This is a genomic window from Reyranella sp. (assembly GCF_965228225.1).
In the GTDB taxonomy this organism is placed as follows: domain Bacteria; phylum Pseudomonadota; class Alphaproteobacteria; order Reyranellales; family Reyranellaceae; genus Reyranella.
Genome location: NZ_OZ245801.1, coordinates 5,082,763 through 5,105,753, shown reverse-complemented (window position 1 = coordinate 5,105,753; position 22,991 = coordinate 5,082,763). Strand labels below are relative to the sequence as shown.

The following is a 22,991-nucleotide window of genomic DNA, read 5'->3' as shown; positions in this document are numbered from 1 at the left end:
TCGCTCCAATTGTATGCAATTTCATCGCATTGCATTCTTTTTGTGCACGGATGCGTGCAATTAACGCTTTGGCATCCATCTTGTATGCAAGTGGGCATGAGTACCGACACCAACCCGACCCTGGCCGACAAACTCGCCGCGGCAATCGCCGACGGCATCCTCAACGGCAGGTTGCCGCCCGGCGAACGCCTCGATGAGGTGGGCCTCGCCGAGCAGCATGGCGTGTCGCGCACCCCGGTCCGCGAGGCGCTGCGCCAGCTGGCGATGAGCGGCCTGATCGACATGCGCCCCCGCAAGGGCGCGATCGTGTCCAAGGCGACGCCCGAGGAGATCGAGAGCCTGTTCGTGGCCATGGCCGAGATGGAGGCGACCTGCGCCCGGCTCGCGGCCATGAGCATGACGCCGATCGAGCGGCGGCGGCTGCAGGCCCGTCACGAATCGATGATGGCGCTGGCGGCGGCGGGCGACACCGAAGCCTATTCCGACGCCAACGTCGCCTTCCATTCGGCGATCTATGCGGGATCGCACAATGCGCCGCTCGCCGAATACGCGATGAACCTGCGCCGCCGCGTCGGCCCCTACCGCCGCGCCCAGTTCCGCGTGGACGGCCGGCTGCTACGCTCCAATCAGGAACACGACGCCGTCGTCCGCGCGATCGTCTCCGGCGACGCCGCCGGCGCCCACGCCGCCATGATCCACCACGTCAGCCTGGTCGAAGACGCCTTCGAAGCCTTCGCCGCGATCAACGCGGCTTGAGACGACGCCAAAAAAATCCGTCATCTCTCCACTCCGCACCTTCGGTGCTCTAGTCGAGACGACGGATAAAGTAGAACCGTCATCTCGACCGGAGCCGCGCATAGCGCGGCGTAGCGGAGAGATCTTCTCTCCACGATTTGCCGGCTATTGGTCGAACGAAGGTCTCTCCACTCCGCACCTTCGGTGCTCCGGTCGAGACGACGCATAAAGTTGAACCGTCATCTTGACCGGAGCCGAACGTAGCGGAGAGACGACGGATGTCGCGCGCTAGAGTATCTCGTTCGACAGATCCAGCCATTCGGGATTGGCGCTCTCGATCAGCGCGATCTTCTTGTCGCGACGCCACTTCTTGATCTGTTTCTCGCGATCGATCGCTTGTGGCGCTGTCTCATGCGATTCGAGATAGACGAGTTTGGTGATGTTGTATCGAGACGTATGCGCCGATAGTCCCTGGCGGTGTTCGTCCAGCCGACGGCCCATGTCGGTCGTGATTCCGATGTAGAGTGCGCGATGGTTCGGACTGGCGAGAATGTAGACGACGGGTTGGCGCGCCATGCGGGTCTATTCTGCGAAGGCCTTTCGGTTCGGCAAGGTCTCTCCGCTACGCACCTTCGGTGCTTCGGTCGAGACGACGGGCTATCTCAATTCAGCGCGAACGGGAAGTACTTCTCGTTGAGCTTCTTGTAAGTGCCGTCGGCCACCATCTCGCCGAGAGCCTTGTTCAAGGCTTCGCGCAGCTTGGCGTCTTCCTTGCGCAGGCCGGCGGCGACGCCGACGCCCAGGGTCTGCGTGTCCTTGATGTCCTGGCCGACCAGTTCGCAGCACTTGCCTTCCGGCTTCTGGCTCCACAGCCAGAGCTGCGCCTTGTCGCCGAACACCGCGTCGACTTCGTCGTTGGCCAGCGCGGTCAGCGCTTCCTGGACCGAGGCGTAGCGCTTGAGCTGGGCGGAGCGGCGGAAGCTCTTGTCGGCCCAGTCGGCATGCGTCGAATCCTTCTGGATGCCGATGCGCTTGTTGCGCAGCAGCGACGGCGGCCCGTCATAGGGGGCGCCCTTGGGGGCGATGAAGGCGCCGGGCGAGAGATAGTAGCGGCGCGACAGGCCCATCCGCTGGCGTCGCTCGCGCGTCACTTCCATCGACGACATGATGATGTCGAACTTCTTCTCCAGCAGGCCGGGGATCAGCTCGTCCCACTTCAGCGCGATGAACTCGCACTCCGCCTTGATGCGCTGGCAGGCTTCCTGCGCCAGCTCCATCTCGAACCCGGCCGGCAGGCCCTTGCGGTCGAGATAGTTGAAGGGCGGGAAGGCGCCCTCGGTGGCGATGGTGATCTTGAACGCCGCCGGCGTGAACGGCGACTTCGGCCCCGGCTTGGCGGCCGGCGCCGCGGGCTTGGCGGCCGGTGCGGGTTTCGCCGGCGGTTTTTGCTGCGGCTGGGCCTGTGGTTGCGGCTGCTGCGCCGACGCGAGGGCTGTCATCGCGACCAGTGCCAGGAGGCTGAGCAGAAGCCTCATGCGACCAGGCGCTCCAGAAGCGCGTTGAGCCGCTGCCGGCCTTCCGATGTCGCGCGCAGATGGGTGGCGTCGACGTCGAGGAAGCCCGCCCGCACCAGCGGTTCGAGCCGCGCGGGCTCCAGGGCTTCGACCGGATCGGTGCCGGTGACGGATGCGAAGGTGGCGCGGTCGATGCCGTCGGCCAGCCTCAGTCCCATCATCAAAGCCTCCTCCACCAGATCCCGTCCCTCGACCGTCGACGTCTCCGCCGTGCCATGGCCCACGCGCTCGACGGCCTCCAGCCAGGCTTCAGGCCCGCTCGACCGCCGGGTCGCCTTCTTGGTGGCCCCGACGGCAAACCGGCCATGGGCGCCGGGCCCGATACCGACGTAATCCTGATACCGCCAATAGATCAAATTATGGCGGCAGGCAGCCCCCGGCCGCGCGTGGTTGGAAATCTCGTAGGCGGGAAGACCGGCCTGTTCGAGTCGCGCCTGCGTGTGCTCGAACATGGCGGCGGACGCTTCTTCATCCGGCAAGACGAAGGTGCCGCGTGCGTGGTCGGTGAAGAAGCGTGTCCCGCGCTCGATGGTGAGCTGGTAGAGCGACAGGTGCTCGCCGGCCAGCGCGAGCGCCCGTTCCAGCTCCTCGGCCCATCCCTCCGGCGTCTGGCCGGGCCGCGCATAGATCAGGTCGAAGGAATGGCGCGCGAAATGACGCCGCGCCGTGGCGAGCGCGTCCAGCGCCTCGTCCGTGGAATGCTCGCGCCCGAGGAATTTCAGCGACGCAGGATCGAGCGCCTGCACGCCGAGCGACACGCGATTGACGCCGGCCTCGGCCAGGGCGGCGAAGCGGCTGGCTTCGACCGAGGTCGGATTGGCTTCCAGGGTGATCTCGATCTCGGGCGCGCTGTCCCAGAGTTCGCGCGTGCGCGCGATCACGGCGGCGACGGTCTCGGGCTCCATCAGCGAGGGCGTGCCGCCGCCGAAGAACATCGTCTCGACCCGACGATCCGGGGCCTCGCGGGCGGCATGCTCCAGCTCGCGCAGGAGCCCCGCCCGCCAGCGCGCCTGCTCGACGCCCTGGCGCACGTGGCTGTTGAAATCGCAGTAGGGGCACTTCGACTTGCAGAAGGGCCAATGGACATAGACGCCCAGGGGCGCCCGGCTCATCCGAAGCAGGCCTCGACCATCATCCGGAAGGCGCGGCCGCGATGGCTGATGGCGTTCTTCTCGGTATCCGACATTTCCGCCGTCGTGCGCATCTCGCCAACCGGCTGGAAGCAGGGATCGTAGCCATGACCGCCCGTCCCGCGCGGCGGCCAGACGATGGCGCCGTCGAGCGTGCCATGGAACAGCTCGACATGCTCGTCGGGCCAGGCCAGAGCCAGCACGCAATGGAAGGTCGCCAGGCGCGCCGCATCGGTCTCGGGCACCTTGCGCGCGGCCAACTCGTCCTGGATGCGGCGCATGCCGACCATGGCGTCGCGCGTCGGGCCTTCCCAGTCGGCAGTGTAGACGCCGGGCTGGTGATCGAGCGCGTGCACGCTGAGGCCGGAATCGTCGGCGAGCGACGGCAATCCGCTCCCCCGCACGGCGGCCAGCGCCTTCAGGGTGGCATTGTCCTCAAAGGTCGTTCCCGTCTCGTCGGGCGCCGGCAGGCCGAGATCGGCGGCCGAGACGATCTCGACGCCGAACGGGGCCAGCATGGTGCGGATCTCGCCCGCCTTGCCGCGATTGTGGGTCGCCACAACGAGCTTGGGCAGGGCGAAGCGCCGCGCCATCAGCTCTTCCCGATGGCGAGCTTCTGCAGGCCCACCAGTTCGCCGATGCCCTTCTTGGCCAGAGCCAGAAGTTCGAGGAACTGCGCCTCGGTGAACGGGTCCTTCTCGGCCGTGCCCTGCACTTCCACGATGCCGCCGGCGCCGGTCAGCACGAAGTTGGCATCGGCATCGGCCTTGGAATCCTCGGGGTAGTCGAGGTCGAGCACCGCGGCGCCCTCCCACAGGCCGCACGATACGGCCGCGACCGTACCCGTGAGCGGATTGACCGCCAGCTTGCCGTCCTTGATCAGCCGCTCATAGGCGAAGTGAAGGGCCACCCACGCGCCGGTGATGCTGGCCGTGCGCGTGCCGCCGTCGGCCTGCAGCACGTCGCAATCGATATTGATCTGGCGCTCGCCCATGGCCTGCAGGTTCACGACGGCGCGCAGCGAGCGGCCGATCAGGCGCTGGATCTCCTGGGTGCGGCCCGACTGCTTGCCACGCGCGGCCTCACGGTCCGTGCGGGTATGGGTCGAGCGCGGCAGCATGCCGTATTCGGCCGTGACCCAGCCGCGGCCGCTGTTGCGCATCCAGGGCGGCACCTTCTCGTCGACCGAGGCGGTGCAGAGAACGTGCGTGTCGCCGAACTTCACCAGGCACGATCCCTCCGCGTGACGGGAAAAGCCGGGTTCCAGGGAAACCTGGCGAAGCTGGTCGGGGGCGCGGCCTGATGGGCGCATTTATTTCTCCTGCGGGGCGGGCGGCCGGTGTAGCGCCCGAACGTTGGCGAATCCAGCCACGATCCCTTGTTTCGAGGCCGGCGCTCGGGCGGTGTTCGGGCCGGCGTTCATTGACCACCCTGCCCACACTACCTACATTTTTTCCATGGCGATCCACCGCATCGGCATCTCCGGGGGCGCCCTTGCCGAGCCCCCCACAGGACAGCGTGCCGCCTCCGTGGCGGAACTCAACGATCGCGCGCGCGAGGTGCTGCGCCACGTGGTGGAAGGCTATGTCGAGACCGGCGAGCCGGTCGGTTCGCGCGCGCTGACGCGCAAGCTCACCGAGACGCTGTCGCCGGCCACCATCCGCAACATCATGGCCGACCTGCAGGATGCCGGTCTCCTCTACGCGCCCCACACTTCCGCCGGCCGCCTGCCAACCGACGCCGGGCTAAAACTGTTCGTGAACGGCCTGCTCGAGGTCGGCAACGTCTCCGAGGAGGAGCGCGAGTCGATCGAGGCGCGCTGCGCCACGTCGGGCCGCACCGTGACCGAGGCGCTGGAGCAGGCGACGGCGATGCTGTCGGGCCTGTCGCGCTGCGCCGGCCTCGTGATGGCGCCCAAGACCGAGCAGCCGCTGAAGCACATCGAGTTCGTCAATCTCGGGCCCGGGCGCGCGCTGGTCGTCACGGTGACGCAATCGGGCCATGTCGAGAACCGCGTCATCGACACGCCCATCGGCATGCCGCCGTCGGCGCTGACCGAAGCCAGCAACTATCTCAATGCGCGGCTGAGCGGACGCACCTTCGACGAGGCACGGCGGCTGATCCTCGAGGACATCAAGCTGAAGCGCGCCGAGCTGAACGACCTCACCGCACGCGTGATCGAATCGGGTCTCGCGACCTGGTCCGGCGAGCCGGGCGGCGGGTCGCTGATCGTGCGCGGCCAGGCGCGCCTGCTCGAGGACATCACGGCGATCGAGGATCTGGAACGCGTGCGCATCCTCTTCGATGCGCTGGAGCGCGGCGAGAGTTTCGTGCGCCTGCTCGAACTCGCCAACACCGCGTCGGGCGTTCAGATCTTCATCGGCGCCGACAATCCGCTGTTCGCCAACACCGGCTGCTCGATGGTGGTGGCGCCGTTCCGCGATTCGCAGGAACGCATCCTGGGCGCCATCGGCGTGATCGGCCCGACGCGGCTCAACTACGCGCGCATCATTCCCCTCGTCGACTACACCGCCCGCGCCATCGGGCGGATGGTCGGTTAGGGCGCGTCGCGACGCGCCCGGCGGGCGGCAGCGCCTTCTCGCGTTTTCGCCGACTTCGGCGAAAACGCTGTGCCGCGAGAGCCCGCACAGTAGTTGTGAGTAGGACGAACGCTCACCAGTCCTTTTCGTCGAAATCCTCGAACTGCTTGGCGCGCGCGTCTTCTTCCGAGGGCGGCGGGGCTTCCTCGGCGGCCGAATGCGACAGCACGCGCAGGCGCGTCTCGCGGGTCAAGAGCGGCAGCAGCTCCAGGAGATCGTTGCGGGCAAAGGCCACGCAACCCTGTGTCCCGGCATAGTCGTCGCGCGCGATGTGGAGGAAGATGGCGCTGCCCCATTCGCCTTCCGGCGGATCGTCGTTATAGCCGACCACGACGACGAGATCGTACAGCCCATCCTCGCGCCACATCTTCTCGGCGCCCCACTCGTTGGGGATATGGACCAGCCGGTTGTAGCTGGGTGAGCGCGGGTCGTCGCACCAGCCGTCATGCTCGCTGATCGGCCGCGCCGGCAGGGCGACTTTTGGCAGGACCACCAGGTCGTTGCGGTAGTAGATGCGACGCAGCGGGAATTCGCCGACCGGCGTCGCCGAATCGCCCTCGACCTTGTCTTCGCGGATGCCGCCTGCACCCACGGTGCAACGCCAGCGCCGCTCGCCCAGGGTGGCCCAGCCCAGGGAGGTTTCGGCCGTATCGGCCTGTACGATCAGCACATTCTCGTCGGTCATTGCCCAGTACTCCGGTGCCCTTCATAAAGGCACGTTCTTGAGGGAGAAAGCGATGGCTTATGTCGTGACGCCGCCGGCCACCGTCGGCGTGCCGGTCAATGGAACCGGCGACCTGTTCCCGGTCCGCCGCATCTTCTGCGTCGGCCGCAACTACGCCGCCCATGCCCGCGAGATGGGACACGATCCCGACCGCGAGCCGCCGTTCTTCTTCACCAAGCCGGCCGATGCGATCGTGATCTGCGCCGACCCGAAGAACCCCACCCAGGTCGCCTATCCGCCCGCCACCAAGAACCTGCACCACGAGATGGAGCTGGTCGTGGCGATGAAGTCGGGCGGCAGCGACATCCCGGTCGAAAAGGCGCTGGACCACGTCTACGGCTATGGCGTCGGCCTCGACATGACGCGGCGCGATCTCCAGAACCAGGCCAAGGACATGGGCCGCCCGTGGGACATGGGCAAGGGCTTCGACCAGTCCGCGCCGATCGGCGAGATCTATCCGGCCGCGAAGATCGGCCATCCGTCGAAAGGCACCATCCAGCTCGACGTGAACGGCAAGACCCGCCAGAAGTCCGACCTCAACGCGCTGATCTGGAGCGTGCCCGAGACGATTTCGTACCTGTCGGGCCTCGTCGAGCTGGCCGCCGGCGACCTGATCTACACCGGTACGCCCGATGGCGTCGCCGCGGTTGTGAAGGGCGACACGCTGTCGGGCTTCGTCGACGGCTGCGGCACGGTCACCTGCGTGCTGGTCTGACGGACATCCGAGCACGACACGCACGCGGCCGCCTCAGAAGCGGCGGCGATCGGTTTGCGGCCTGACACGGCAGGGGAGAGGTCATGTCGCAGAGAGCGCGGTGGACGCAGTCCGCACGAGGCATGCTGAGGAGGACCCTCGGCATCGACATCGTCGGAGTCGGCAATACAACGACGTTCCAGCACCACCTTGCGCAGCTGCTGGAGCTAAACCGTATCGACCTGGTTCTCGATGTCGGTGCCAACGACGGGCAGTTCGCTGCGAGGCTGCGCGCGACCGGATACGGCGGCCGCATCTGTTCGTTCGAGCCGGTCTCGAGATGCTATGCGACGCTCGAGGCCCGCGCCGCCTCGGATTCGAAATGGTCGGTCTACAAGACGGCGATGGGTCGCGCGCCCGGTACCGCCACGATCAACATCTTCGAGGCCAGCGATTTCTCCTCCTTCCTGAAACCGAACGGCTTTGGCCAGTCGGCCTTCGAGAAGATGAAGATCGCGGCGTCGGAAGAGGTTCCGGTGCAGACCCTGGAGGCGTTCATGCAGGAGCATGTCGCGCCGGAGGCGCGTGTGTTCCTCAAGATGGATACCCAAGGGTTCGATCTCGAGGTCTTCGCCGGATTGCGGGACGGGGTCGGGCAGGTCTCGGGGATCGTATCCGAACTCTCGCTCACGCCGATCTACGAGGGCATGCCGGACTTCCTGCAGGCGCTGGCCGAGTTCCGGCGCCGGGGCTTCTCGGTGAGCGGCATGTTTCCGGTCAACCGCGCCGCCGACCTGTCGCTGATCGAGATGGACTGCTGCTTCGTGAGGACGCGACCTGCCGCGCCGGGGCAGGCGCAATAGGGTCCGCTCCGGCCACACCCCGGCGGCAATCCCGGCCGTGGACGGTTGCTAGAGTTGCTGTGCCCGGAACGTATCGCACTGACGCGGATCGCCGGTGTCGAGCCCCTTGCGGAACCAGCGCGCGCGCTGCGCACTGGTGCCGTGGGTGAAGCTGTCGGGCACGACGCGACCCTGGCTCTGCTTCTGCAGCGCGTCGTCGCCGATCGCGCTCGCAGCGGCCAGCGCCTGATCCACGTCCTTGTCGCCGATCATCCGGCCGCCGCGCTGCTTGTCGGCGCGGTTGGCCCACACGCCGGCGAAGCAATCGGCCTGGAGCTCGGTGCGCACCGACAGCGCGTTGCCGTCGCGCTTGCTCATGCTCTGGCGCATCTGCTGCACCTTGGCCGAGATGCCGAGCTGGTTCTGGACGTGATGGCCGATCTCGTGGGCGATCACATAGGCCTGCGGGAACTGGCCGGGTGCCTTGAAGCGCCGCGCCAGCTCGTCGAAGAAGCCGAGGTCGAGATAGACCCGCTGGTCGGCCGGACAATAGAACGGACCCATCGCCGCCTCGCCCACGCCGCACTCGGTGCGCGTGGCGTCGCGGAACAGGACCAGCTTGGGGTCGCGATACTGGCGGCCCATCCCCTGGAAGATCTCGTGCCAGACATCCTCGGTGCTCTTCAGCACGCGCGACACGAACTGGGTCTCGGCGTCACCGGACGGCGCGGGCGCGCCCGGCGTGCGGCTGGCGGACGGGGAGGGAGGGGCCGGCGTGTAGCTCGAGGTGCCGCCTCCGCCGCCCGCAATGTCGCTCAGGATGGCGCCCGGATCGGCGCCCATGATCAGGGCGATGACGACGAAGGCCACCAGACCGAACCCGCCCTTGAACAGGCCGCCGCCGCCTCCGCCCATCGGAATGGGAAAGCCGCCACCGCCGAATCCCCCGCCGCCGATCCCGCCGTCGCTGCGGCGATCTTCGATGTTGTTGCTCTGATCGCCATCCATTTGCATGGCTAGGTCTCCTTGGCCGAGATGTCCCCGGCGAGATCGTCTCCGGATCGTCTATAATGCCCGGCGATGAGTCTCACCATTGCGACCTGGAACATAAACTCGGTCCGGCTGCGGATCGGAAACGTCGAACGGTACCTGAAGTTGCGCCAGCCCGATGTGCTGTGCCTGCAGGAGACCAAGTGCCCGGACGAGTTCTTCCCGCACGAGGCGTTCGAGCGCATGGGCTACAGCCATCGCTTCGTGCAGGGCATGAAGGCCTATAATGGCGTGGCGGTCCTCTCGAAGGTGCCGTTCGCCGCCGGCACCATCCATCATCGCTGCGGCAAGGAGGATTGCCGGCATATCGAGGTCGCGCTCGATGTCGGCGGCGATCCGATCCTGCTCGACAATCTCTACATCCCCGCGGGCGGCGACATTCCCGATCCCGACCTCAACGTGAAGTTCGCGCACAAGCTCGATTTCTACCGCGAGATGGCCGCCTGGTATGCCGAGCGCAGGCCGGGCTCGCGCGCCCGCAAGGGCCTGCGCCGCATCACCGTGGGCGATCTCAACGTGGCGCCGCTGGAGCACGACGTGTGGAGCCACAAGCAGCTCCTGAAGATCGTGTCGCACACGCCGGTCGAAGTGGAGTTGTTCGGCAAGCTCCAGGCCTCGCTCGACTGGATCGACGTGCCGCGCCGGTTCGTGCCGGAGGATCAGAAGCTCTATTCATGGTGGAGCTACCGCAACACCGACTGGCGCGCTTCCAACCGCGGCCGCCGGCTCGATCACATCCTGGCCAGCCCCGCTCTTGCCGGGGCGATCCGCAGCCACCACATCGACGTCGATTTGCGCGACTGGGAAAAGGCTTCGGACCATGTGCCCGTGTCGGCGACGTTCGAGGTTTAGGGGAGAGATGGCATGACGATTCTGGGAATTCTGTTGATCGGCCTGGTGGTCGGTCTGATCGCGCGCTTCGTGACGCCCGGCCCCAATCCGCGCGGCATCATCGTCACCATCGTGATCGGTATCGTCGGCGCCGTGATCGCGACCTACGGCGGCCAGGCGCTCGGCCTCTATCAGGTCGGCGAACCGGCCGGCTTCTTCGGATCGGTGCTCGGCGCCGTCGTTTTGCTGGTCCTGCTTCGCCTGATCGGCCGCTAGCTCACGCGATAGAGAAAATACCGGTCCTTCGGCACGCCCGGAGGCTCGGGCAGCCGCTGCCAGCGCGCGACATCGAGAGGCTGGTTGGCCAGCACATAGCCTCCTGATACCGCGAGTCGGTCGAGCGCGGGGCCGAGCCATCGGCCCATCGCGACATTGGCTTCGTGATCGCCGGTGCCGAGATCGGTGTGGATCAACGCGGCCGTCGCGCCGAGCGTTTGCGCGGCCTGGTCGATCGTCCGGTCGGCATCGCCGAGGAACAGCCGGTCGTCGGGCGGGACGCAGTCGGGATGGGCGGCGACCTTGCGTTCGAACACGAAGATGTCGCGGCCGGGAAAGAGCTCGCGCAGATGGTCGTAGGTGCGGCCGTTGCCCAGGCCGACTTCGAGGATCGGACCCGGCACGGCGTCGATGGTGGGCTTCAGGAAATTCAGGCAGTCGCGCTGCGCCTGCATGCGGGCGATGAAGCTGTCGAGACGACTCATGACGATGCGATGACTCTCACGGGCGATCAGCCGGCCCTGGTGGCGGCGCGCAGTTTCTGGTTGGTGTCCTCGAGCCGGTGCGCCAGCTCGCGCATGATCTCGATCGCCATCTCCGGGAACTCCGCGACCAGGCGATAGAACATGTCCTTGGTGATCTTGAGCGTGGCGAGCGGCTCCTTGGCCTTGATGGTCGCGGTGCGCGGCACGTCGCACAGGATGGCGATCTCGCCGAAGAAGCTGTTGCGCTTCATCTCGGCCACCGAGATCTGGCCGCTCGGCGTGTCGATCAGCACGTCGGCGGTGCCGCCCAGGATCACGTACATCGTGTCGCCGGGATCGCCCTGGTGACAGACCTCCTGGCCGACGCCGAAATTCACCCGCTCGCTGGTGAAAGCCAGCAGCTTCAGCCTCGCCTGCTCGACCTTCGAGAAGATCGGCACACCCTTCAGCAGCTCTACCTCTTCGTTGAGGTTCATCGCGTCCTCCTCGATGCGCCCTACGCCGACGCCATCAGCTCGGTATAGAGCCCGCCTCTTGCCGCCAGCTCAGACGGCGATCCCTGGGCGACCACGCGGCCACCCTGCATAACGACGATCTGCTCGAACGGCTCGGCCTGGTTGGGCCGGTTGGCGATCCAGAACACACCGGAGCCCCGCTCGGAAGCATCGGCCAGAATGTTGTCGCGAATGCGGTCCTGGGTGCGGCCATCGAACATGGCCACCGCTTCGTTGACGACCACGAGCTGCGGCCTCTTGATCAGGGCGCGGGCGATTCCGAGCTTCTGGCGCTGGCTCGCCGGCAACCTCTTGCCGCCGACACCGACATTGTACTCCAGGCCGACCTCGATCACCGAATCGCGCAGCCCGAGCTCGTCGAACACCTGGGCGATCAGATTGCCGATGCGCTCGCCGGCCTGCGCCTGGCCGTAGACCAGGCGACCGAACAGGATGTTGTCCTGCAGGGTGGCGGCGCTGTTGTAACGCTCGAAATCGTAGAACTCGACGGCGTCGCGCAGGTTGGCCGGCAGGCCCTCGGCAAAGGCGCGGCGGGCGCCGAGGATCCGCTCCTCCATGGCCGCGTCGATCAGGCCGAGGCGATGGCGCGCTTCGATGTAGCGGAACGGCAGCGTCATCAGACGGATGCGGTCGGCCTCGGGCACCGCCTCGATGCCCTTGCCGCCGAGACGCTGCAGCAGCAGCCGGACGTTCGGCAGCTCGTCGGCCGAGATGAAGCTGTACTGTTCGAACAACGGATTGTCGGGCGACAGGCCGGAGAACAGCTCGACCATGGTCTCGGCGATGCTGAGACCCATGCGCTGCAGGTCGACGTCGAGCCCGGTCTTTCGCAGCACCGACATCACGTAGGGATCGGCCGCGAGATTGTCGCCATCGAACTGCTTGCCCAGCGCGGTGCCGAACAGCAGGTTTTCGGCGACCGACAGGTTCTTGTTGTAGTGGTCGTCGTTGAACGGCTCGACCAGGCCGGCATAGGTGCCGTCCTGGAGATGCTCGTGCAGTGTATGCCGGGCCTTCAAGATTTTCTCGGCCAGGTCGGGCCTCAGCGCTGCATCGACGGTGCCGCGCAGGCCCAGCGAATAGATGTCCTCGTCGAGCTCCACCTGCTTCAGGGTCCGCACCATGCAGGGCAGCAGGTCGGCCGGGCCGGTGGCGCCGGCCAGCTCGTAGTCGACCCAGTCGGCGTTGGGATCGAAGGCCGGATTGCCGGCGCGCTCGGATTCCTTCCAGAACGCCTCGCGGATCGTCTTCGTGGCGTCGTCATAGCTGGCCGGCGCCACCGGCCGCAGCTTCAGGCCGAACAGGAGATTGTCGCGGACCGTCAGGGGGAAAAGGTAAGTGTCCTGGCCCACATAGGCCAGCCGGGCGCCGATGACGTACTCCGGCAGCTGGAAGAAATCCTTGCCGTCGACGCGGATCGTGCCGCTGGTCGGCAGGATCTGCCGGGCCAGCACCTGGCCCAGCACGTCCTTGCCCGAGCCCGAGCCGCCGATCACGGCGACGCGACCGCTGGTCGACAAAGTGAGCGAGAGATTGTCGAGCTGCTTGACGCGGCCGTCCTCGGTCACGACCACCCCGACCAGCGCCAGATCCTTGCCGAGCAGCGGCGGCGGTCCGTCCGGGATCGCCTGGAGTTCCGGCGCCATCATGCCCTCGGGCTGGAACTGGTCGATCACCTGCTCGTACTTGATCTGCACGTCCTGGCGCTGCTGGTCCCAGTCGATCAGCTCCTTGATCGGCGACGGCAGGTCCTTGTAGGCGAGCAGCACGCCGACCACGGCACCGACGTCCATCTGGCCGGTGATCGCGAAGTAGCCGCCCACCAGGTAGATGGCGAAGGGCGTCGCCTGCGACAGGATGTTGTTCCAGAACTTGGCGACGAACTTCTTCTGGTAGAGGTCGAAGCGGATCTTGAAGATCAGGCCCAGCCGCTCGGAAATGTCGGCGCGCTCGTAGTTGGCGGCGCCATGGATGTGGATCTCGTGAACGCCGTCGGCGGTCTCGGCGATGCGGCCGGCGAGCTGCCGGGCCGAGATCTGCCGCTGACGACCCAGCACCAGCACGGGCTTCCTGAGGCGCGGGATGATCGACATCTGCACGGCGAGCAGCACGACCACGATGATCCCGAGCAGCCAGTTCTGCATCATGATGAAGATGATGGCCGTCAGCGCCTGGCCGCCCAGGAACATCGGCTGCACGAAGGCATCGCCGATGAAGCCGCCCAGCGGCTCGACCTCATCCTTCACCATGGTGGCGAGCTCGGCCTGCTTGACCTTGCGGAAGTGGGCCGGCGGGAAGCGCAGGATGCGGTCGTACAGCTCGTAGCGCAGGCGGCGCAGCATGCGCTCGCCCATGCGGCCCTTCTGGGTGTTGATCGTCTTCTTGAACAGGCCGTTGATGACGACGGCGCCCAGGAACACGAAGCTCATCACCACGAGGTACTGGAGCTGGTCGACCTGGAATCCGTCGAAGAAGCGGATGACCCGTCCCGGGAAGATGGCGGAGAGATCCAGCTCCCAGACCAGGAAGGGAATGGTCTTGCTGTCCTTGAACGCGTTGCCCTGGATGCCGTTGTTGATGACCGATTTCGGCACCGTCAACGACATGAAGTAGAAAACCTGGGCCAGGACCACCAGCAGCAGGATCACGATCTGTTCGGGCCGACTGTGCCGCCAGATGTAGGAGAAGAGACTGCGTTCCATGAATCCTGCGCCGACGCGATCGAGCCTCCCCCTATAGGCGATCAGTGCGTTGATTACATTAGATATTTGCCGGGTTGACGCACCCGGGTTCGCGGCGGGCCCGGCTTGTGGCATACTCGGCCCGTCGTTCACCGGTCGGGGCAGCCGCTTCGGCGAGGGAGAGCCAATGCCCGCCAGCAACCGGTCCAAACGCGTACTGCTCTACAGTCACGACTCGTTCGGTCTTGGCCACGTGAGCCGCTGTCGTACGATTGCCAATGCCATCGTCGAGGCCGACCAGTCCGTGTCGGTGCTCATCCTGTCCGGGTCGCCGGTCGTCGGTTCCTATGAATTCCGCTCGGGCGTCGACTTCGTGCGCATTCCCGGGGTCGTGAAGATCGAGACCGGCGAATACGATTCGGCCAACCTGCGCATGAACGTCGAGCACACGCTCGAGATGCGCACCCGCATCATCCGCGACACCGCCGACATCTTCCGCCCCGACCTCTTCATCGTCGACAAGGAGCCGCTTGGCCTGCGCGGCGAGGTCGGTCCCGCCCTGCGACTGCTCAAGGATCGCGGCACGCCGCTGGTCCTCGGCCTGCGCGACGTGATGGACGATCCGGCCCAGCTGGCCAAGGAGTGGGAGCGCAAGAACGTCGTGCCGGCGCTGCGCGACCTGTATGACGAGATCTGGGTCTACGGCCTGCCGCAGGTCAACAAGCCGCTGACCGGCATCGACGTGCCGCCGTCGGTGCGTCACAAGATGGTCTACACCGGCTATCTGCGGCGCGAGTTGCCGCTGCACAGCGACGTGCCGCACGAGATGGAGGAGATCGAGGGTCCCTTCATCCTGGTGACGCCGGGCGGTGGCGGCGACGGTGTCGAGCTGGTCGACTGGGTGCTCGCCGCCTACGAGGCCGACCCCAACATTCCCTACGGCGCGGTCATCGTGTTCGGGCCGTTCATGCCGGCGACGGCGCGCGAGGCCTTCAAGGAACGCGCCGCGAAGTTCCCGAACATCCAGACGCTCACCTTCACCAACAATCTCGGCGCCCTGATGCAGCGCGCGGCCGGCGTCGTCGCCATGGGCGGCTACAATACGTTCTGCGAGATCCTGTCGTTCGACAAGCGCGCGATCATCGTGCCGCGCACCCATCCGCGCCTCGAGCAGTTCATCCGCGCCCGCGCGGCCCGCAACATCGGCCTGATCGAGATGCTGGACCCCAATCGCGGCTGCGACCCGCAGACGATGGCCACGGCGTTGCGCCACCTGCCGCAGCAGGGCCTGCCGAGCGACGTCGTGGTGCCGGGCCTGCTCGACGGGCTGGGCAGCGTCTGGCGGCTCGTCTCCAAGCAGCTCTCCCATCCCCACCGCGGCCCGGCCTCGCTCGAGGCGGCGGAAGCAGCGGGCATGCAGCTGGGTGGCGAACTCGCCTCGGCGGACCCGGTCCCCTTGCCGGGACGGCACCGCAGCTGATTTCCGCGCGCTGATGTCGATCGACAAGAGCGGACCCAAGGTGGCGGTCATCCTGAAGGGCTGGCCGCGCCTCTCCGAGACCTTCATCGCCCAGGAGATCGCGGGCCTCGAGGCGCGCGGCGTGGCGCTCGAGCTGTGGTCGATGCGCCGTCCCACCGACAAGGCCCGCCATCCCGTCCATGACCGGGTTGCCGCCCGCGTCGTCTATCTGCCCGAATATCTCAAGGACGAGCGGGCGCGGGTATTTTCTGCCTGGCTCAGGGCGCGCCGACTGCCCGGATACGCCGCGGCGCGCGCCAAATTCCTCGCCGACCTGCGGCGCGACCGCACCGCCAATCGCGTGCGGCGCTGGGGCCAGGCGCTCGTGCTGGCGGCCGAGCTGCCCGACACGATCGAGCGGCTCTACGCGCATTTCCTGCACACGCCGGCTTCGGTGACGCGCTACGCGGCGACGATGCGCGGCCTGCCCTGGAGCGTCTCGGCCCATGCCAAGGACATCTGGACCAGCGAGCCTTGGGATGTGCGCGAGAAGCTCGAAGACTGCGCCTGGCTGGTGACCTGCACCAGGGTCGGGCTGCAGCGCCTGGAAGAGCTGGCCCCGACGCCCGCCAAACTGCGGCTGGTTTATCACGGGCTGGACTTCGCCCATCTGCCGCCGCCCCCGCCGGCGCGGGCGCCGCGCGACGGCTCGGATCCGGCCGATCCCGTCGTGATTCTCTCGGTCGGCCGCAAGGTCGAGAAGAAGGGCTACGACGATCTCCTGAACGCCCTGGCAATGTTGCCGGCCGGCCTGCACTGGCGGTTCGAGCATGTCGGCGCCGGCGATCTCTCGGACGTGTTGAAGGCGCAGGCGGCCTCGCTCGGCCTGGCCGATCGCTGCCTGTGGCGCGGCGCCCAGCCGCAGAAGGCCGTGTTCGAGGCGCTCGCCCGCGCCGACCTGTTCGTCCTGGCGAGCAAGAGGGCCGCGGACGGCGACCAGGACGGCCTGCCCAATGTGTTGATGGAAGCCGCCCATCAGGGCCTGCCGCTCGTGTCGACCCAGGCGGCGGCGATCGGCGAATTCGTGGAGGACGGCGAGACCGGCCTGCTGGTGCCGCCCGCCGCGCCGCGGGAGTTGAGCGTTGCGCTCGCGCGCATGATCGCCGATCCCGGGCTGCGGCAGAGGCTGGCGCAGCGTGCGGGCGAGGTCGTGCGCACGCGCTTCTCCTACGAAGCCGGCGTCGAATGGATCGCCGCGGCCCTGCACGGGGGAGCGGGCGAGGACACCCTGGCCGCCCGCGCCGCCGAATAGCCGTGCGCGTGCTGCTGCACACGCCGCTGAAGGCACCCGACAGTCCGGTGCCGTCCGGCGATCGGGAAATGGCGCGGGGTCTGGTCCGTCTTCTCGAACGGCTCGGCCACCGGGTGATGATGCCGCCGTCGAGCCGTGTCGCGCCCGGCGTTCCGCCGTTCGAGGCGCATCTGTCTCTGGAGCGGCGCGCCCGCGCCCAGGCCGGGCGCCTGATCGCACGCTGGCGGGCCCTGCCGGCCCATCATCCGGAGCGGTTCGATCTCTGGTTCACCTATCACTGCTACTACCGCAAGCCGGATTGGCTGGGCCCGATGGTGACGCGGGCGCTGGGCATCCCCTACGTGATCGCCGAAGCCTCGCACGCCCCGCGGCGTGCCCAGGGTCCGACCCGCGCCGGCCATCGCGCGGTCGAGCGGGCGCTGGCGGCCGCCGACCTCGTGCTGACCGTCAATCCGCGGGACGTCGCGGGGGTGAAGGCGCGTCTGCGGCCGGGGGCCCGCCAGGCCTGGCTTCCCCCTTTCATCGACATCGCGCCCTTCCAGGTACCGCCCCGCCGCGACCCCGCCCAACCGCCCCTGCTGCTCAGCGTCGGCATGATGCGCACGCGCGACAAGCTCGACTCCTATCGGGTCCTCGCCCGCGCCTTCGGGCTGCTGATGGACCGGAAATGGCACGCCCTGCTGGTGGGCGACGGTCCCGCGCGGGCCGAGATCGAGGGGTTGATGGCACCTTTCGGCGCGCGTGTGCGGTTCGCCGGCGCCCTTTCGCATGCGGAATTGCCAGCGCTCTACGCCTCGGCGGACCTTTACCTTTGGCCTGCGATCAACGAAGCCTATGGCATGGCCTTTCTCGAAGCGCAGGCAGCCGGCTTGCCCGTGGTCGCCGGCCGCACCGGCGGTGTTCCCGCGGTCGTGGCCGATGGCATCACCGGTCTGCTGACGCCCATCGGCGATGCGACGGCGTTCGCCGCAGCCGTGGCGCGGCTGCTCGATGAGCCGTCGGAGCGCACGCGTCTCGGGGCCGCCGCCGCCCGGAGGGTGGCCGCCCATCACGACGAGCGCGCCGCCGCGCACGCACTCGGAACGGCACTGGCGACCCTGCCGGGCGCGAAGAGATGAGGGCGGTGCCCTTCGCGCTGCTGCGTCATGCCCCGACGGCGTGGAATGCCGACGGCCGGCTGCAGGGCCTCACCGACACCGCTCTCAGTCCCGAGGGCGAGAGGGCGGCCCGGAGCTGGCGCCTGCCCGCGCCGGCCGACGGCTGGAAACGGGTCAGCAGTCCGCTGCAGCGGGCTCGCCGCACCGCCGAACTCGTTCGGCCTTCGACCTCCGTCACCATCGACTCGCGGCTGCGCGAGATGAGCTTCGGCCTCTGGGAGGGCTTCACCGTGAAGGCGCTGCGCGCGACCGGCGGCGAGGCCTTCGCGGCGGCGGAAGCGGCCGGCCTCGACTTCCATCCGCCGGGCGGGGAATCGCCGCGCATGACGATGGTGCGCCTGTCGCTCTGGAGTTCGACGTTGACCGAGCCCGTCGTTGCGGTGTCGCACAAGGCCGCGATCCGGGCGCTGCTGGCGCTGGCCACCGGCTGGAACATGCTGGGCCGGCCGCCGCACAAGCTCGACTGGAAATGCGCGCACTTCTTCGTCGCGCAGGAGGGAGGACGCGTGGCGATCGAACGCCTGAACGTGCCGCTCACCCGATGACCGCACGGGTCTTCTTCTATGTGCAACATCTGCTGGGTATCGGCCATCTGCGCCGCGCCGCGACCCTGGCGCGCGCGCTGGCGGCGGGGGGCTTCGACGTGCTGCTGGTCTCCGGCGGCGCCCCGGTCGATGGGCTGGCGCTCGGCGGCGCGCGGCTTCATCAGCTGCCGCCGGTGCGCGCCGCCGATGCCCGGCTGAAGGAACTGTCACGGCTCGACGGCACGCCGCTCGACGAGGCGTTCCGCGCCAGCCGCACGCGGCAACTGCTCGATCTGTTCGAGGCCGAGCAGCCCGACATCCTGCTCACCGAGCAGTTTCCCTTTGGCCGAACGCAGCTTCGCTTCGAACTGCTGCCGCTTCTGGAGGCGGCGCAGGACCGGCCGTCGGCGCCGTGGATCGTCTCGTCGATCCGCGACGTGCTGCGCCGCACCGCCTCGCCGGCGCGCGTGGACGAAATGGTGCAGACCTTCGAGGCATTCGACGCCGTGCTGGTGCATGCCGATCCGGCCCTGGTGCGGCTCGACGACAGTTTCCCCGCCTGGGCCGACATCCAGGCGCGCGCGCTCTATACGGGATATGTGTCCGACCAGGACGCCCGCGTTCCCGACAGCGCCGTCGGGAAGGGCGAAGTGATCGTCTCGGCCGGCGGCGGGGCCGTCGGGGCGCCGCTCCTGCAGGCCGCCCTCGCCGCGCGTCCCCTGACGGCGCTGGCCGATCGGAGATGGCGTCTGCTCGTCGGCCCGAACATGCCCGAGGCGGAACGCGCGGCGCTTGCGGCGTCGGCGGGCCCGGATGTGATCGTCGAGCCGGTGCGAGCCGACTTCCCCGCCCTGCTGCGGAACGCGTCCCTGTCGATCTCGCAGGCCGGATACAACACCGTGGTCGAGACGCTCTGCCACGGCGATCGCGCGGTGCTGGTGCCGTTCGGCACGGCGCGCGAAACCGAACAGGCCGATCGGGCCCGCGTTCTGGTCGAGCGCGGCATGGTGGCCGCCGTCGCGCCCGGTGAACTGACGCCGGAGAACCTTGCGGCCGCCATCGCGCGCGCCTGGGCGGGACCGTCGATCCGCAGCTTTCCGCCGGTCGATGGGCGCGGGGCATCGGCCACGGTCGCGGCGCTCAGGCAGATGGTGTCGCCATGACCAGCTGGCAGGCGCTCGCCGACGAGGACGCGCGCTGGGGTGAGGCGGGCCGCGTGGCCGAACTCTGGTGGCGCGACGACGATGCCAGCGACGTGACGCCTTCGCTCGATCGCCTGGTCGAGCTCGCCCGCGACACGGGCACGCCCCTCGCGCTCGCGGTGGTGCCGGCTCAGGCAACATCGGCGCTGGCCGAGCGTCTTGCCGATGAACCGCTCGTCGACGTGCTGCAGCACGGTTATGCCCATGCCAATCACGCGCTTGCCCCGGAGAAGAACATCGAGCTGGGGACGCAGCGTCCGGCCATGATGACCCTTGGCGAGCTGGCGACCGGCTGGATGGCGCTCGAGCGTCTGTTCGGATCGCGTGCGCTCCCCGTCATGGTGCCGCCCTGGAACCGTATCGCGCCGGTGCTGGTGCCCACGCTCCCCGAGATCGGCTATCGCGGGCTCTCGACCTTCGGTCCGCGGGCGCGCGTCCATCCGGTGCGCGGTCTGCTGCAGGTCAATACGCATGTCGACCTGATCGACTGGAAAGGCGGCCGCGTGTTCGCCGGCGAGGACGCCGCGCTCGGGGTGCTCGTGACCGCTCTCGAACGGGCGCGCTCGGGCGGCGGCGAGCCGGTCGGCATTCTCAGTCATCATCTTGCGATGGACGCCGGGGCGTGGGATTTCCTAAGGTCATTGTGCGAAAGAATGAGAACGCTGGAGAACATCCGGGTGCGGCCGTCGCGCGCGCTGTTCGGCCCATGATGCCGACCGAGGGAGGGCGCAGGTGAATTCCGTCGATCTGCGCTATCCGCAGCAGACGCTCGTGGCGGACTATCTGCGTGCCGCGACCGGCGTGGTGCTGTGTGGCACGCCGCTGCTGTTGCTCGACGTCAACCGCTGGCTGGCCGCCCTCCTCATCGCAGGGTTCGGACTCTTCACCCTCTTTCTGCTACGCACGGCCCTGCGCCACCAGACGCGCTACGTGCTGAGCCCGGACACCCTGCGGGCCGAAGGGCCGGCCGGGACCGTGGTGGAGTGGAACCGCCTGGACAGGATGAAGCTCAGCTACTTCTCGACCAAGCGTGACCGGTCGGACGGCTGGATGCAGCTCGGCGTCGGTTCGACAGGCGGCAGGCTGGTGAAGGTCGATTCCTCGCTGGAGGGCTTTCACGATATCGTCGCGCGCGCGGCGGAAGCTGCCGAAGCGACGGGCGTCGCGCTCGGCGATACGACGCGCGCGAACTTGAGGTCGATGGGGATCGTGGTGGCGGGTCAGGAAGAGACGGTATGAAGGATCTGCTGCGAGTCGAGGACCTGACGGTCGAATTCGGAGTCCACGAGGGCGTGCTGCGCGCCGTCGACAAGGTTTCCTTCTCCATCCCGCCGGGCGGCACCGTGGCGCTGGTGGGCGAATCGGGCTCGGGCAAGTCGGTCTGCAGCCAGGCGATCATGGGGTTGCTGCCGCGCACGGCAAAGATCTCGACGGGCTCGATCCTGTTCCAGGACCCGCGCGTCAACCAGGGCGTCGTCGACATCGCGCGCATCGATCGCGCCGGCCCGGCCATGCGGCGCATCCGCGGCGGCCAGATCTCGATCATCTTCCAGGAGCCGATGACGTCGCTGTCGGCCCTCCACACGGTCGGCGACCAGATCGGCGAGGCCGTCGAACTGCACGGCGCGCAACCCGGCAGTCCGCTGGGCGGCGAGGCCGGGCGCAAGCTCAGCCGGGCCGAGATCGACGCGCTGACCGTCGACATGCTGCGCATGGTGGGCTTCCCGGACCCCAAGCGCGCGCTCCGAACCTATCCCTTCGAACTGTCCGGCGGCCTGCGCCAGCGCGCGATGATCGCCATGGCGCTGGTGTGCCGGCCGGCGCTGCTGATCGCCGACGAGCCGACGACCGCGCTCGACGTCACCATCCAGGCCCAGATCCTCCGTCTCATGAAGGACCTGCAGAAGGAACTTGGGATGGCCCTCCTGATGATCACCCACGATCTCGGGGTGGTCGCCAACGTCGCCGACGACGTCGTGGTGATGTATCGCGGCAAGGTCGTCGAATCGGGCGATCTGCACGACATCTTCCGCGATCCGCAGCATCCCTACCTCAAGGCCCTGCTGCATGCGGTGCCGCGCTTCGACATGAAGCCGGGCGAGCGGCTGCAGCCTATTCGCGAGATCAAGGGCACGACCGGCCATCTGCTGAAGGAGAAGCCGGTCTCCAAGCCGACGGCGACCTTCAATCCCGAGGCGCCGGTCCTCAAGGTGCGCCACGTCACCAAGACGTTCCAGATCCGCAAGGCTGACACGCTGATGGAACAGCTGATGGGCGGCGGCACGACCCGCACCGTCCGCGCCGTCAACGACGTGAGTTTCGACGTCCTGCGCGGCGAATGCCTGGGACTGGTGGGCGAATCGGGCTGCGGCAAGACCACGCTCAGCAAGATGCTGATGCGCGGCATCTCCGCCGACGAGGGGCAGGGCGGCCGCGTGATCTTCGACGATTGGGGCCGCAAGATCGACGTGATGAGCCTCGAGGGCACGGAGCTCAACCGCTTCCGCACCAAGCTGCAGTTCATCTTCCAGGATCCGTTCGGCTCGCTCAATCCGCGCATGACGGTCTACGACATCCTGGTCGAGCCGCTGGTCATCCACGGCATCGGCGACGATGCCTATCGCCGCGAGATGGTGTCTGAGCTGATGGAGATGGTCGGCCTCGACCGCCGGCACCTGAGCCGCTACCCGCACTCCTTCTCCGGCGGCCAGCGCCAGCGCATCGGCATCGCGCGCGCGCTCGCGCTGCGGCCCGACATGGTGATCTGCGACGAGCCGGTCTCGGCGCTCGACGTGTCGATCCAGGCCCAGATCCTGAACCTGCTGAAGGACCTGCAGAAGCAGCTCGGCCTCACCTACCTCTTCATCAGCCACAATCTCGCGGTGGTCGACTACATCGCCGACCGCATCGCCGTGATGTGCGCCGGCCGCCTGGTCGAACTCGCGCCGGCGGGCGAGCTGTTCCGCAACCCCATGCATCCCTACACCAAGGCCCTTCTGTCGGCGGTGCCGATGCCCGATCCCGACGCCCGCCTCGATCTCGGCGCGCTGATGGAGGGCAAGGCGTCCGATCCATCGGTCTGGCCCGAGCCGTTCCGCGACGACGGCAAGACGCCGCTGTTCTGGACCGAAGCCGAGCCGGGGCATTTCGTGCGCGTGGCGCGGGCCGACGGGCACCTGCCCGGGCGAGAGGTGGTCTGA

At 67.8% G+C, this 22,991-nt stretch carries 24 protein-coding genes; 14 read left to right on the top strand and 10 right to left on the bottom strand.

Annotation, left to right across the window (positions count from 1 at the left end; all coding sequences use genetic code 11):
- Positions 1 to 96: 96 nt before the first annotated feature.
- Complete coding sequence (locus ACO07K_RS24785; protein WP_422032628.1) at positions 97 to 756, top strand: GntR family transcriptional regulator; 660 nt, start codon at positions 97 to 99, stop codon at positions 754 to 756.
- A gap of 267 nt (positions 757 to 1,023) precedes the next feature.
- On the opposite strand, the gene ACO07K_RS24780 is transcribed toward ACO07K_RS24785, so the two are convergent.
- The 5 genes from ACO07K_RS24780 to rph form a co-directional block, all read right to left on the bottom strand.
- Positions 1,024 to 1,311: a GIY-YIG nuclease family protein gene (locus tag ACO07K_RS24780; RefSeq protein WP_422032626.1), complete on the bottom strand. Its 288-nt coding sequence runs from the start codon at positions 1,309 to 1,311 to the stop codon at positions 1,024 to 1,026.
- 86 nt (positions 1,312 to 1,397) lie between these two features.
- Positions 1,398 to 2,270, bottom strand: coding sequence for a transporter substrate-binding domain-containing protein (locus ACO07K_RS24775; RefSeq protein ID WP_422032624.1), 873 nt, complete (start codon positions 2,268 to 2,270; stop codon positions 1,398 to 1,400).
- Positions 2,267 to 3,421, bottom strand: a complete 1,155-nt coding sequence (gene hemW / locus ACO07K_RS24770; protein ID WP_422032622.1) for a radical SAM family heme chaperone HemW — start codon at positions 3,419 to 3,421, stop codon at positions 2,267 to 2,269. Before hemW ends, ACO07K_RS24775 begins: the two co-directional genes overlap by 4 nt.
- A complete protein-coding gene (gene rdgB / locus ACO07K_RS24765) occupies positions 3,418 to 4,032 on the bottom strand; it encodes an RdgB/HAM1 family non-canonical purine NTP pyrophosphatase (protein WP_422032620.1) in 615 nt (204 codons plus the stop codon). The genes hemW and rdgB overlap by 4 nt, the downstream gene beginning before the upstream one ends.
- The gene (rph, locus tag ACO07K_RS24760) at positions 4,032 to 4,751 is read right to left on the bottom strand and encodes a ribonuclease PH (RefSeq protein ID WP_422009247.1); all 720 of its coding nucleotides are present in this window, start codon (positions 4,749 to 4,751) and stop codon (positions 4,032 to 4,034) included. Before rph ends, rdgB begins: the two co-directional genes overlap by 1 nt.
- A 145-nt stretch (positions 4,752 to 4,896) precedes the next feature.
- Between rph and hrcA the strand changes: the two genes are divergently transcribed.
- A complete protein-coding gene (gene hrcA, locus ACO07K_RS24755) occupies positions 4,897 to 6,000 on the top strand; it encodes a heat-inducible transcriptional repressor HrcA (protein ID WP_422009245.1) in 1,104 nt (367 codons plus the stop codon).
- 112 nt (positions 6,001 to 6,112) lie between these two features.
- On the opposite strand, the gene ACO07K_RS24750 is transcribed toward hrcA, so the two are convergent.
- Complete coding sequence (locus ACO07K_RS24750; RefSeq protein WP_422032618.1) at positions 6,113 to 6,724, bottom strand: L,D-transpeptidase family protein; 612 nt, start codon at positions 6,722 to 6,724, stop codon at positions 6,113 to 6,115.
- A 52-nt stretch (positions 6,725 to 6,776) separates the two neighbouring features.
- Between ACO07K_RS24750 and ACO07K_RS24745 the strand changes: the two genes are divergently transcribed.
- Together ACO07K_RS24745 and ACO07K_RS24740 are read left to right on the top strand one after the other, a co-directional pair.
- Positions 6,777 to 7,478, top strand: a complete 702-nt coding sequence (locus ACO07K_RS24745) for a fumarylacetoacetate hydrolase family protein (protein ID WP_422032616.1) — start codon at positions 6,777 to 6,779, stop codon at positions 7,476 to 7,478.
- Between the two features lie 122 nt (positions 7,479 to 7,600).
- The gene (locus ACO07K_RS24740; protein ID WP_422032614.1) at positions 7,601 to 8,320 is read left to right on the top strand and encodes an FkbM family methyltransferase; all 720 of its coding nucleotides are present in this window, start codon (positions 7,601 to 7,603) and stop codon (positions 8,318 to 8,320) included.
- Between the two features lie 48 nt (positions 8,321 to 8,368).
- Here the strand turns inward: ACO07K_RS24740 and ACO07K_RS24735 are convergent, their stop codons facing one another.
- Complete coding sequence (locus tag ACO07K_RS24735; RefSeq protein WP_422032612.1) at positions 8,369 to 9,313, bottom strand: neutral zinc metallopeptidase; 945 nt, start codon at positions 9,311 to 9,313, stop codon at positions 8,369 to 8,371.
- Between the two features lie 66 nt (positions 9,314 to 9,379).
- Between ACO07K_RS24735 and ACO07K_RS24730 the strand changes: the two genes are divergently transcribed.
- Positions 9,380 to 10,201 carry an exodeoxyribonuclease III gene (locus ACO07K_RS24730; protein ID WP_422032610.1) on the top strand — a complete coding sequence of 274 codons (822 nt, stop codon included), beginning with the start codon at positions 9,380 to 9,382 and terminating at the stop codon, positions 10,199 to 10,201.
- Positions 10,202 to 10,213: 12 nt separating this feature from the next.
- The gene (locus ACO07K_RS24725) at positions 10,214 to 10,456 is read left to right on the top strand and encodes a GlsB/YeaQ/YmgE family stress response membrane protein (RefSeq protein WP_422009220.1); all 243 of its coding nucleotides are present in this window, start codon (positions 10,214 to 10,216) and stop codon (positions 10,454 to 10,456) included.
- Here the strand turns inward: ACO07K_RS24725 and ACO07K_RS24720 are convergent.
- Genes ACO07K_RS24720 through ACO07K_RS24710 form a run of 3 tightly spaced genes read right to left on the bottom strand, consistent with a single transcriptional unit; the run spans position 10,453 to position 14,158 of the window.
- On the bottom strand, positions 10,453 to 10,941 hold the full coding sequence (locus ACO07K_RS24720; RefSeq protein WP_422032608.1) for a class I SAM-dependent methyltransferase: 489 nt from the start codon (positions 10,939 to 10,941) through the stop codon (positions 10,453 to 10,455). The two genes, ACO07K_RS24725 and ACO07K_RS24720, sit on opposite strands and share 4 nt — an antisense overlap.
- 26 nt (positions 10,942 to 10,967) lie before the next feature.
- Positions 10,968 to 11,417: a cyclic nucleotide-binding domain-containing protein gene (locus tag ACO07K_RS24715; RefSeq protein ID WP_422032606.1), complete on the bottom strand. Its 450-nt coding sequence runs from the start codon at positions 11,415 to 11,417 to the stop codon at positions 10,968 to 10,970.
- Positions 11,418 to 11,437: 20 nt separating this feature from the next.
- Positions 11,438 to 14,158 (bottom strand): ABC transporter transmembrane domain-containing protein, encoded by a 2,721-nt coding sequence (locus tag ACO07K_RS24710; RefSeq protein ID WP_422032604.1) that lies wholly within the window; start codon positions 14,156 to 14,158, stop codon positions 11,438 to 11,440.
- A 166-nt stretch (positions 14,159 to 14,324) separates the two neighbouring features.
- On the opposite strand from ACO07K_RS24710, the gene ACO07K_RS24705 reads away from it, so the two are divergent.
- From ACO07K_RS24705 to ACO07K_RS24670, 8 genes are read left to right on the top strand one after another with little or no spacing between them, the layout of a single operon-like run.
- On the top strand, positions 14,325 to 15,617 hold the full coding sequence (locus ACO07K_RS24705) for a glycosyltransferase family protein (protein WP_422032602.1): 1,293 nt from the start codon (positions 14,325 to 14,327) through the stop codon (positions 15,615 to 15,617).
- Between the two features lie 13 nt (positions 15,618 to 15,630).
- A complete protein-coding gene (locus tag ACO07K_RS24700) occupies positions 15,631 to 16,908 on the top strand; it encodes a glycosyltransferase (RefSeq protein ID WP_422032600.1) in 1,278 nt (425 codons plus the stop codon).
- A gap of 2 nt (positions 16,909 to 16,910) precedes the next feature.
- Positions 16,911 to 18,026: a glycosyltransferase family 4 protein gene (locus ACO07K_RS24695; RefSeq protein WP_422032598.1), complete on the top strand. Its 1,116-nt coding sequence runs from the start codon at positions 16,911 to 16,913 to the stop codon at positions 18,024 to 18,026.
- Complete coding sequence (locus ACO07K_RS24690) at positions 18,023 to 18,610, top strand: histidine phosphatase family protein (protein WP_422032596.1); 588 nt, start codon at positions 18,023 to 18,025, stop codon at positions 18,608 to 18,610. The genes ACO07K_RS24695 and ACO07K_RS24690 overlap by 4 nt, the downstream gene beginning before the upstream one ends.
- A complete protein-coding gene (locus tag ACO07K_RS24685) occupies positions 18,607 to 19,752 on the top strand; it encodes a glycosyltransferase family protein (protein ID WP_422032594.1) in 1,146 nt (381 codons plus the stop codon). Before ACO07K_RS24690 ends, ACO07K_RS24685 begins: the two co-directional genes overlap by 4 nt.
- Positions 19,749 to 20,501: a polysaccharide deacetylase family protein gene (locus tag ACO07K_RS24680; protein ID WP_422032592.1), complete on the top strand. Its 753-nt coding sequence runs from the start codon at positions 19,749 to 19,751 to the stop codon at positions 20,499 to 20,501. Before ACO07K_RS24685 ends, ACO07K_RS24680 begins: the two co-directional genes overlap by 4 nt.
- 22 nt (positions 20,502 to 20,523) lie before the next feature.
- Positions 20,524 to 21,030, top strand: a complete 507-nt coding sequence (locus ACO07K_RS24675; protein WP_422032590.1) for a hypothetical protein — start codon at positions 20,524 to 20,526, stop codon at positions 21,028 to 21,030.
- Complete coding sequence (locus ACO07K_RS24670; RefSeq protein WP_422032588.1) at positions 21,027 to 22,991, top strand: dipeptide ABC transporter ATP-binding protein; 1,965 nt, start codon at positions 21,027 to 21,029, stop codon at positions 22,989 to 22,991. Before ACO07K_RS24675 ends, ACO07K_RS24670 begins: the two co-directional genes overlap by 4 nt.

What these genes read in the sequence shown, in the direction of transcription:
- ACO07K_RS24785 (WP_422032628.1), top strand. Translation starts at nt 97, where the DNA reads ATGAGTACCGACACCAACCCGACCCTGGCCGACAAACTCGCCGCGGCA.
- ACO07K_RS24780 (WP_422032626.1), bottom strand. Translation starts at nt 1,311, where the DNA reads ATGGCGCGCCAACCCGTCGTCTACATTCTCGCCAGTCCGAACCATCGC.
- ACO07K_RS24775 (WP_422032624.1), bottom strand. Translation starts at nt 2,270, where the DNA reads ATGAGGCTTCTGCTCAGCCTCCTGGCACTGGTCGCGATGACAGCCCTC.
- hemW (WP_422032622.1), bottom strand. Translation starts at nt 3,421, where the DNA reads ATGAGCCGGGCGCCCCTGGGCGTCTATGTCCATTGGCCCTTCTGCAAG.
- rdgB (WP_422032620.1), bottom strand. Translation starts at nt 4,032, where the DNA reads ATGGCGCGGCGCTTCGCCCTGCCCAAGCTCGTTGTGGCGACCCACAAT.
- rph (WP_422009247.1), bottom strand. Translation starts at nt 4,751, where the DNA reads ATGCGCCCATCAGGCCGCGCCCCCGACCAGCTTCGCCAGGTTTCCCTG.
- hrcA (WP_422009245.1), top strand. Translation starts at nt 4,897, where the DNA reads ATGGCGATCCACCGCATCGGCATCTCCGGGGGCGCCCTTGCCGAGCCC.
- ACO07K_RS24750 (WP_422032618.1), bottom strand. Translation starts at nt 6,724, where the DNA reads ATGACCGACGAGAATGTGCTGATCGTACAGGCCGATACGGCCGAAACC.
- ACO07K_RS24745 (WP_422032616.1), top strand. Translation starts at nt 6,777, where the DNA reads ATGGCTTATGTCGTGACGCCGCCGGCCACCGTCGGCGTGCCGGTCAAT.
- ACO07K_RS24740 (WP_422032614.1), top strand. Translation starts at nt 7,601, where the DNA reads ATGCTGAGGAGGACCCTCGGCATCGACATCGTCGGAGTCGGCAATACA.
- ACO07K_RS24735 (WP_422032612.1), bottom strand. Translation starts at nt 9,313, where the DNA reads ATGCAAATGGATGGCGATCAGAGCAACAACATCGAAGATCGCCGCAGC.
- ACO07K_RS24730 (WP_422032610.1), top strand. Translation starts at nt 9,380, where the DNA reads ATGAGTCTCACCATTGCGACCTGGAACATAAACTCGGTCCGGCTGCGG.
- ACO07K_RS24725 (WP_422009220.1), top strand. Translation starts at nt 10,214, where the DNA reads ATGACGATTCTGGGAATTCTGTTGATCGGCCTGGTGGTCGGTCTGATC.
- ACO07K_RS24720 (WP_422032608.1), bottom strand. Translation starts at nt 10,941, where the DNA reads ATGAGTCGTCTCGACAGCTTCATCGCCCGCATGCAGGCGCAGCGCGAC.
- ACO07K_RS24715 (WP_422032606.1), bottom strand. Translation starts at nt 11,417, where the DNA reads ATGAACCTCAACGAAGAGGTAGAGCTGCTGAAGGGTGTGCCGATCTTC.
- ACO07K_RS24710 (WP_422032604.1), bottom strand. Translation starts at nt 14,158, where the DNA reads ATGGAACGCAGTCTCTTCTCCTACATCTGGCGGCACAGTCGGCCCGAA.
- ACO07K_RS24705 (WP_422032602.1), top strand. Translation starts at nt 14,325, where the DNA reads ATGCCCGCCAGCAACCGGTCCAAACGCGTACTGCTCTACAGTCACGAC.
- ACO07K_RS24700 (WP_422032600.1), top strand. Translation starts at nt 15,631, where the DNA reads ATGTCGATCGACAAGAGCGGACCCAAGGTGGCGGTCATCCTGAAGGGC.
- ACO07K_RS24690 (WP_422032596.1), top strand. Translation starts at nt 18,023, where the DNA reads ATGAGGGCGGTGCCCTTCGCGCTGCTGCGTCATGCCCCGACGGCGTGG.
- ACO07K_RS24685 (WP_422032594.1), top strand. Translation starts at nt 18,607, where the DNA reads ATGACCGCACGGGTCTTCTTCTATGTGCAACATCTGCTGGGTATCGGC.
- ACO07K_RS24680 (WP_422032592.1), top strand. Translation starts at nt 19,749, where the DNA reads ATGACCAGCTGGCAGGCGCTCGCCGACGAGGACGCGCGCTGGGGTGAG.
- ACO07K_RS24670 (WP_422032588.1), top strand. Translation starts at nt 21,027, where the DNA reads ATGAAGGATCTGCTGCGAGTCGAGGACCTGACGGTCGAATTCGGAGTC.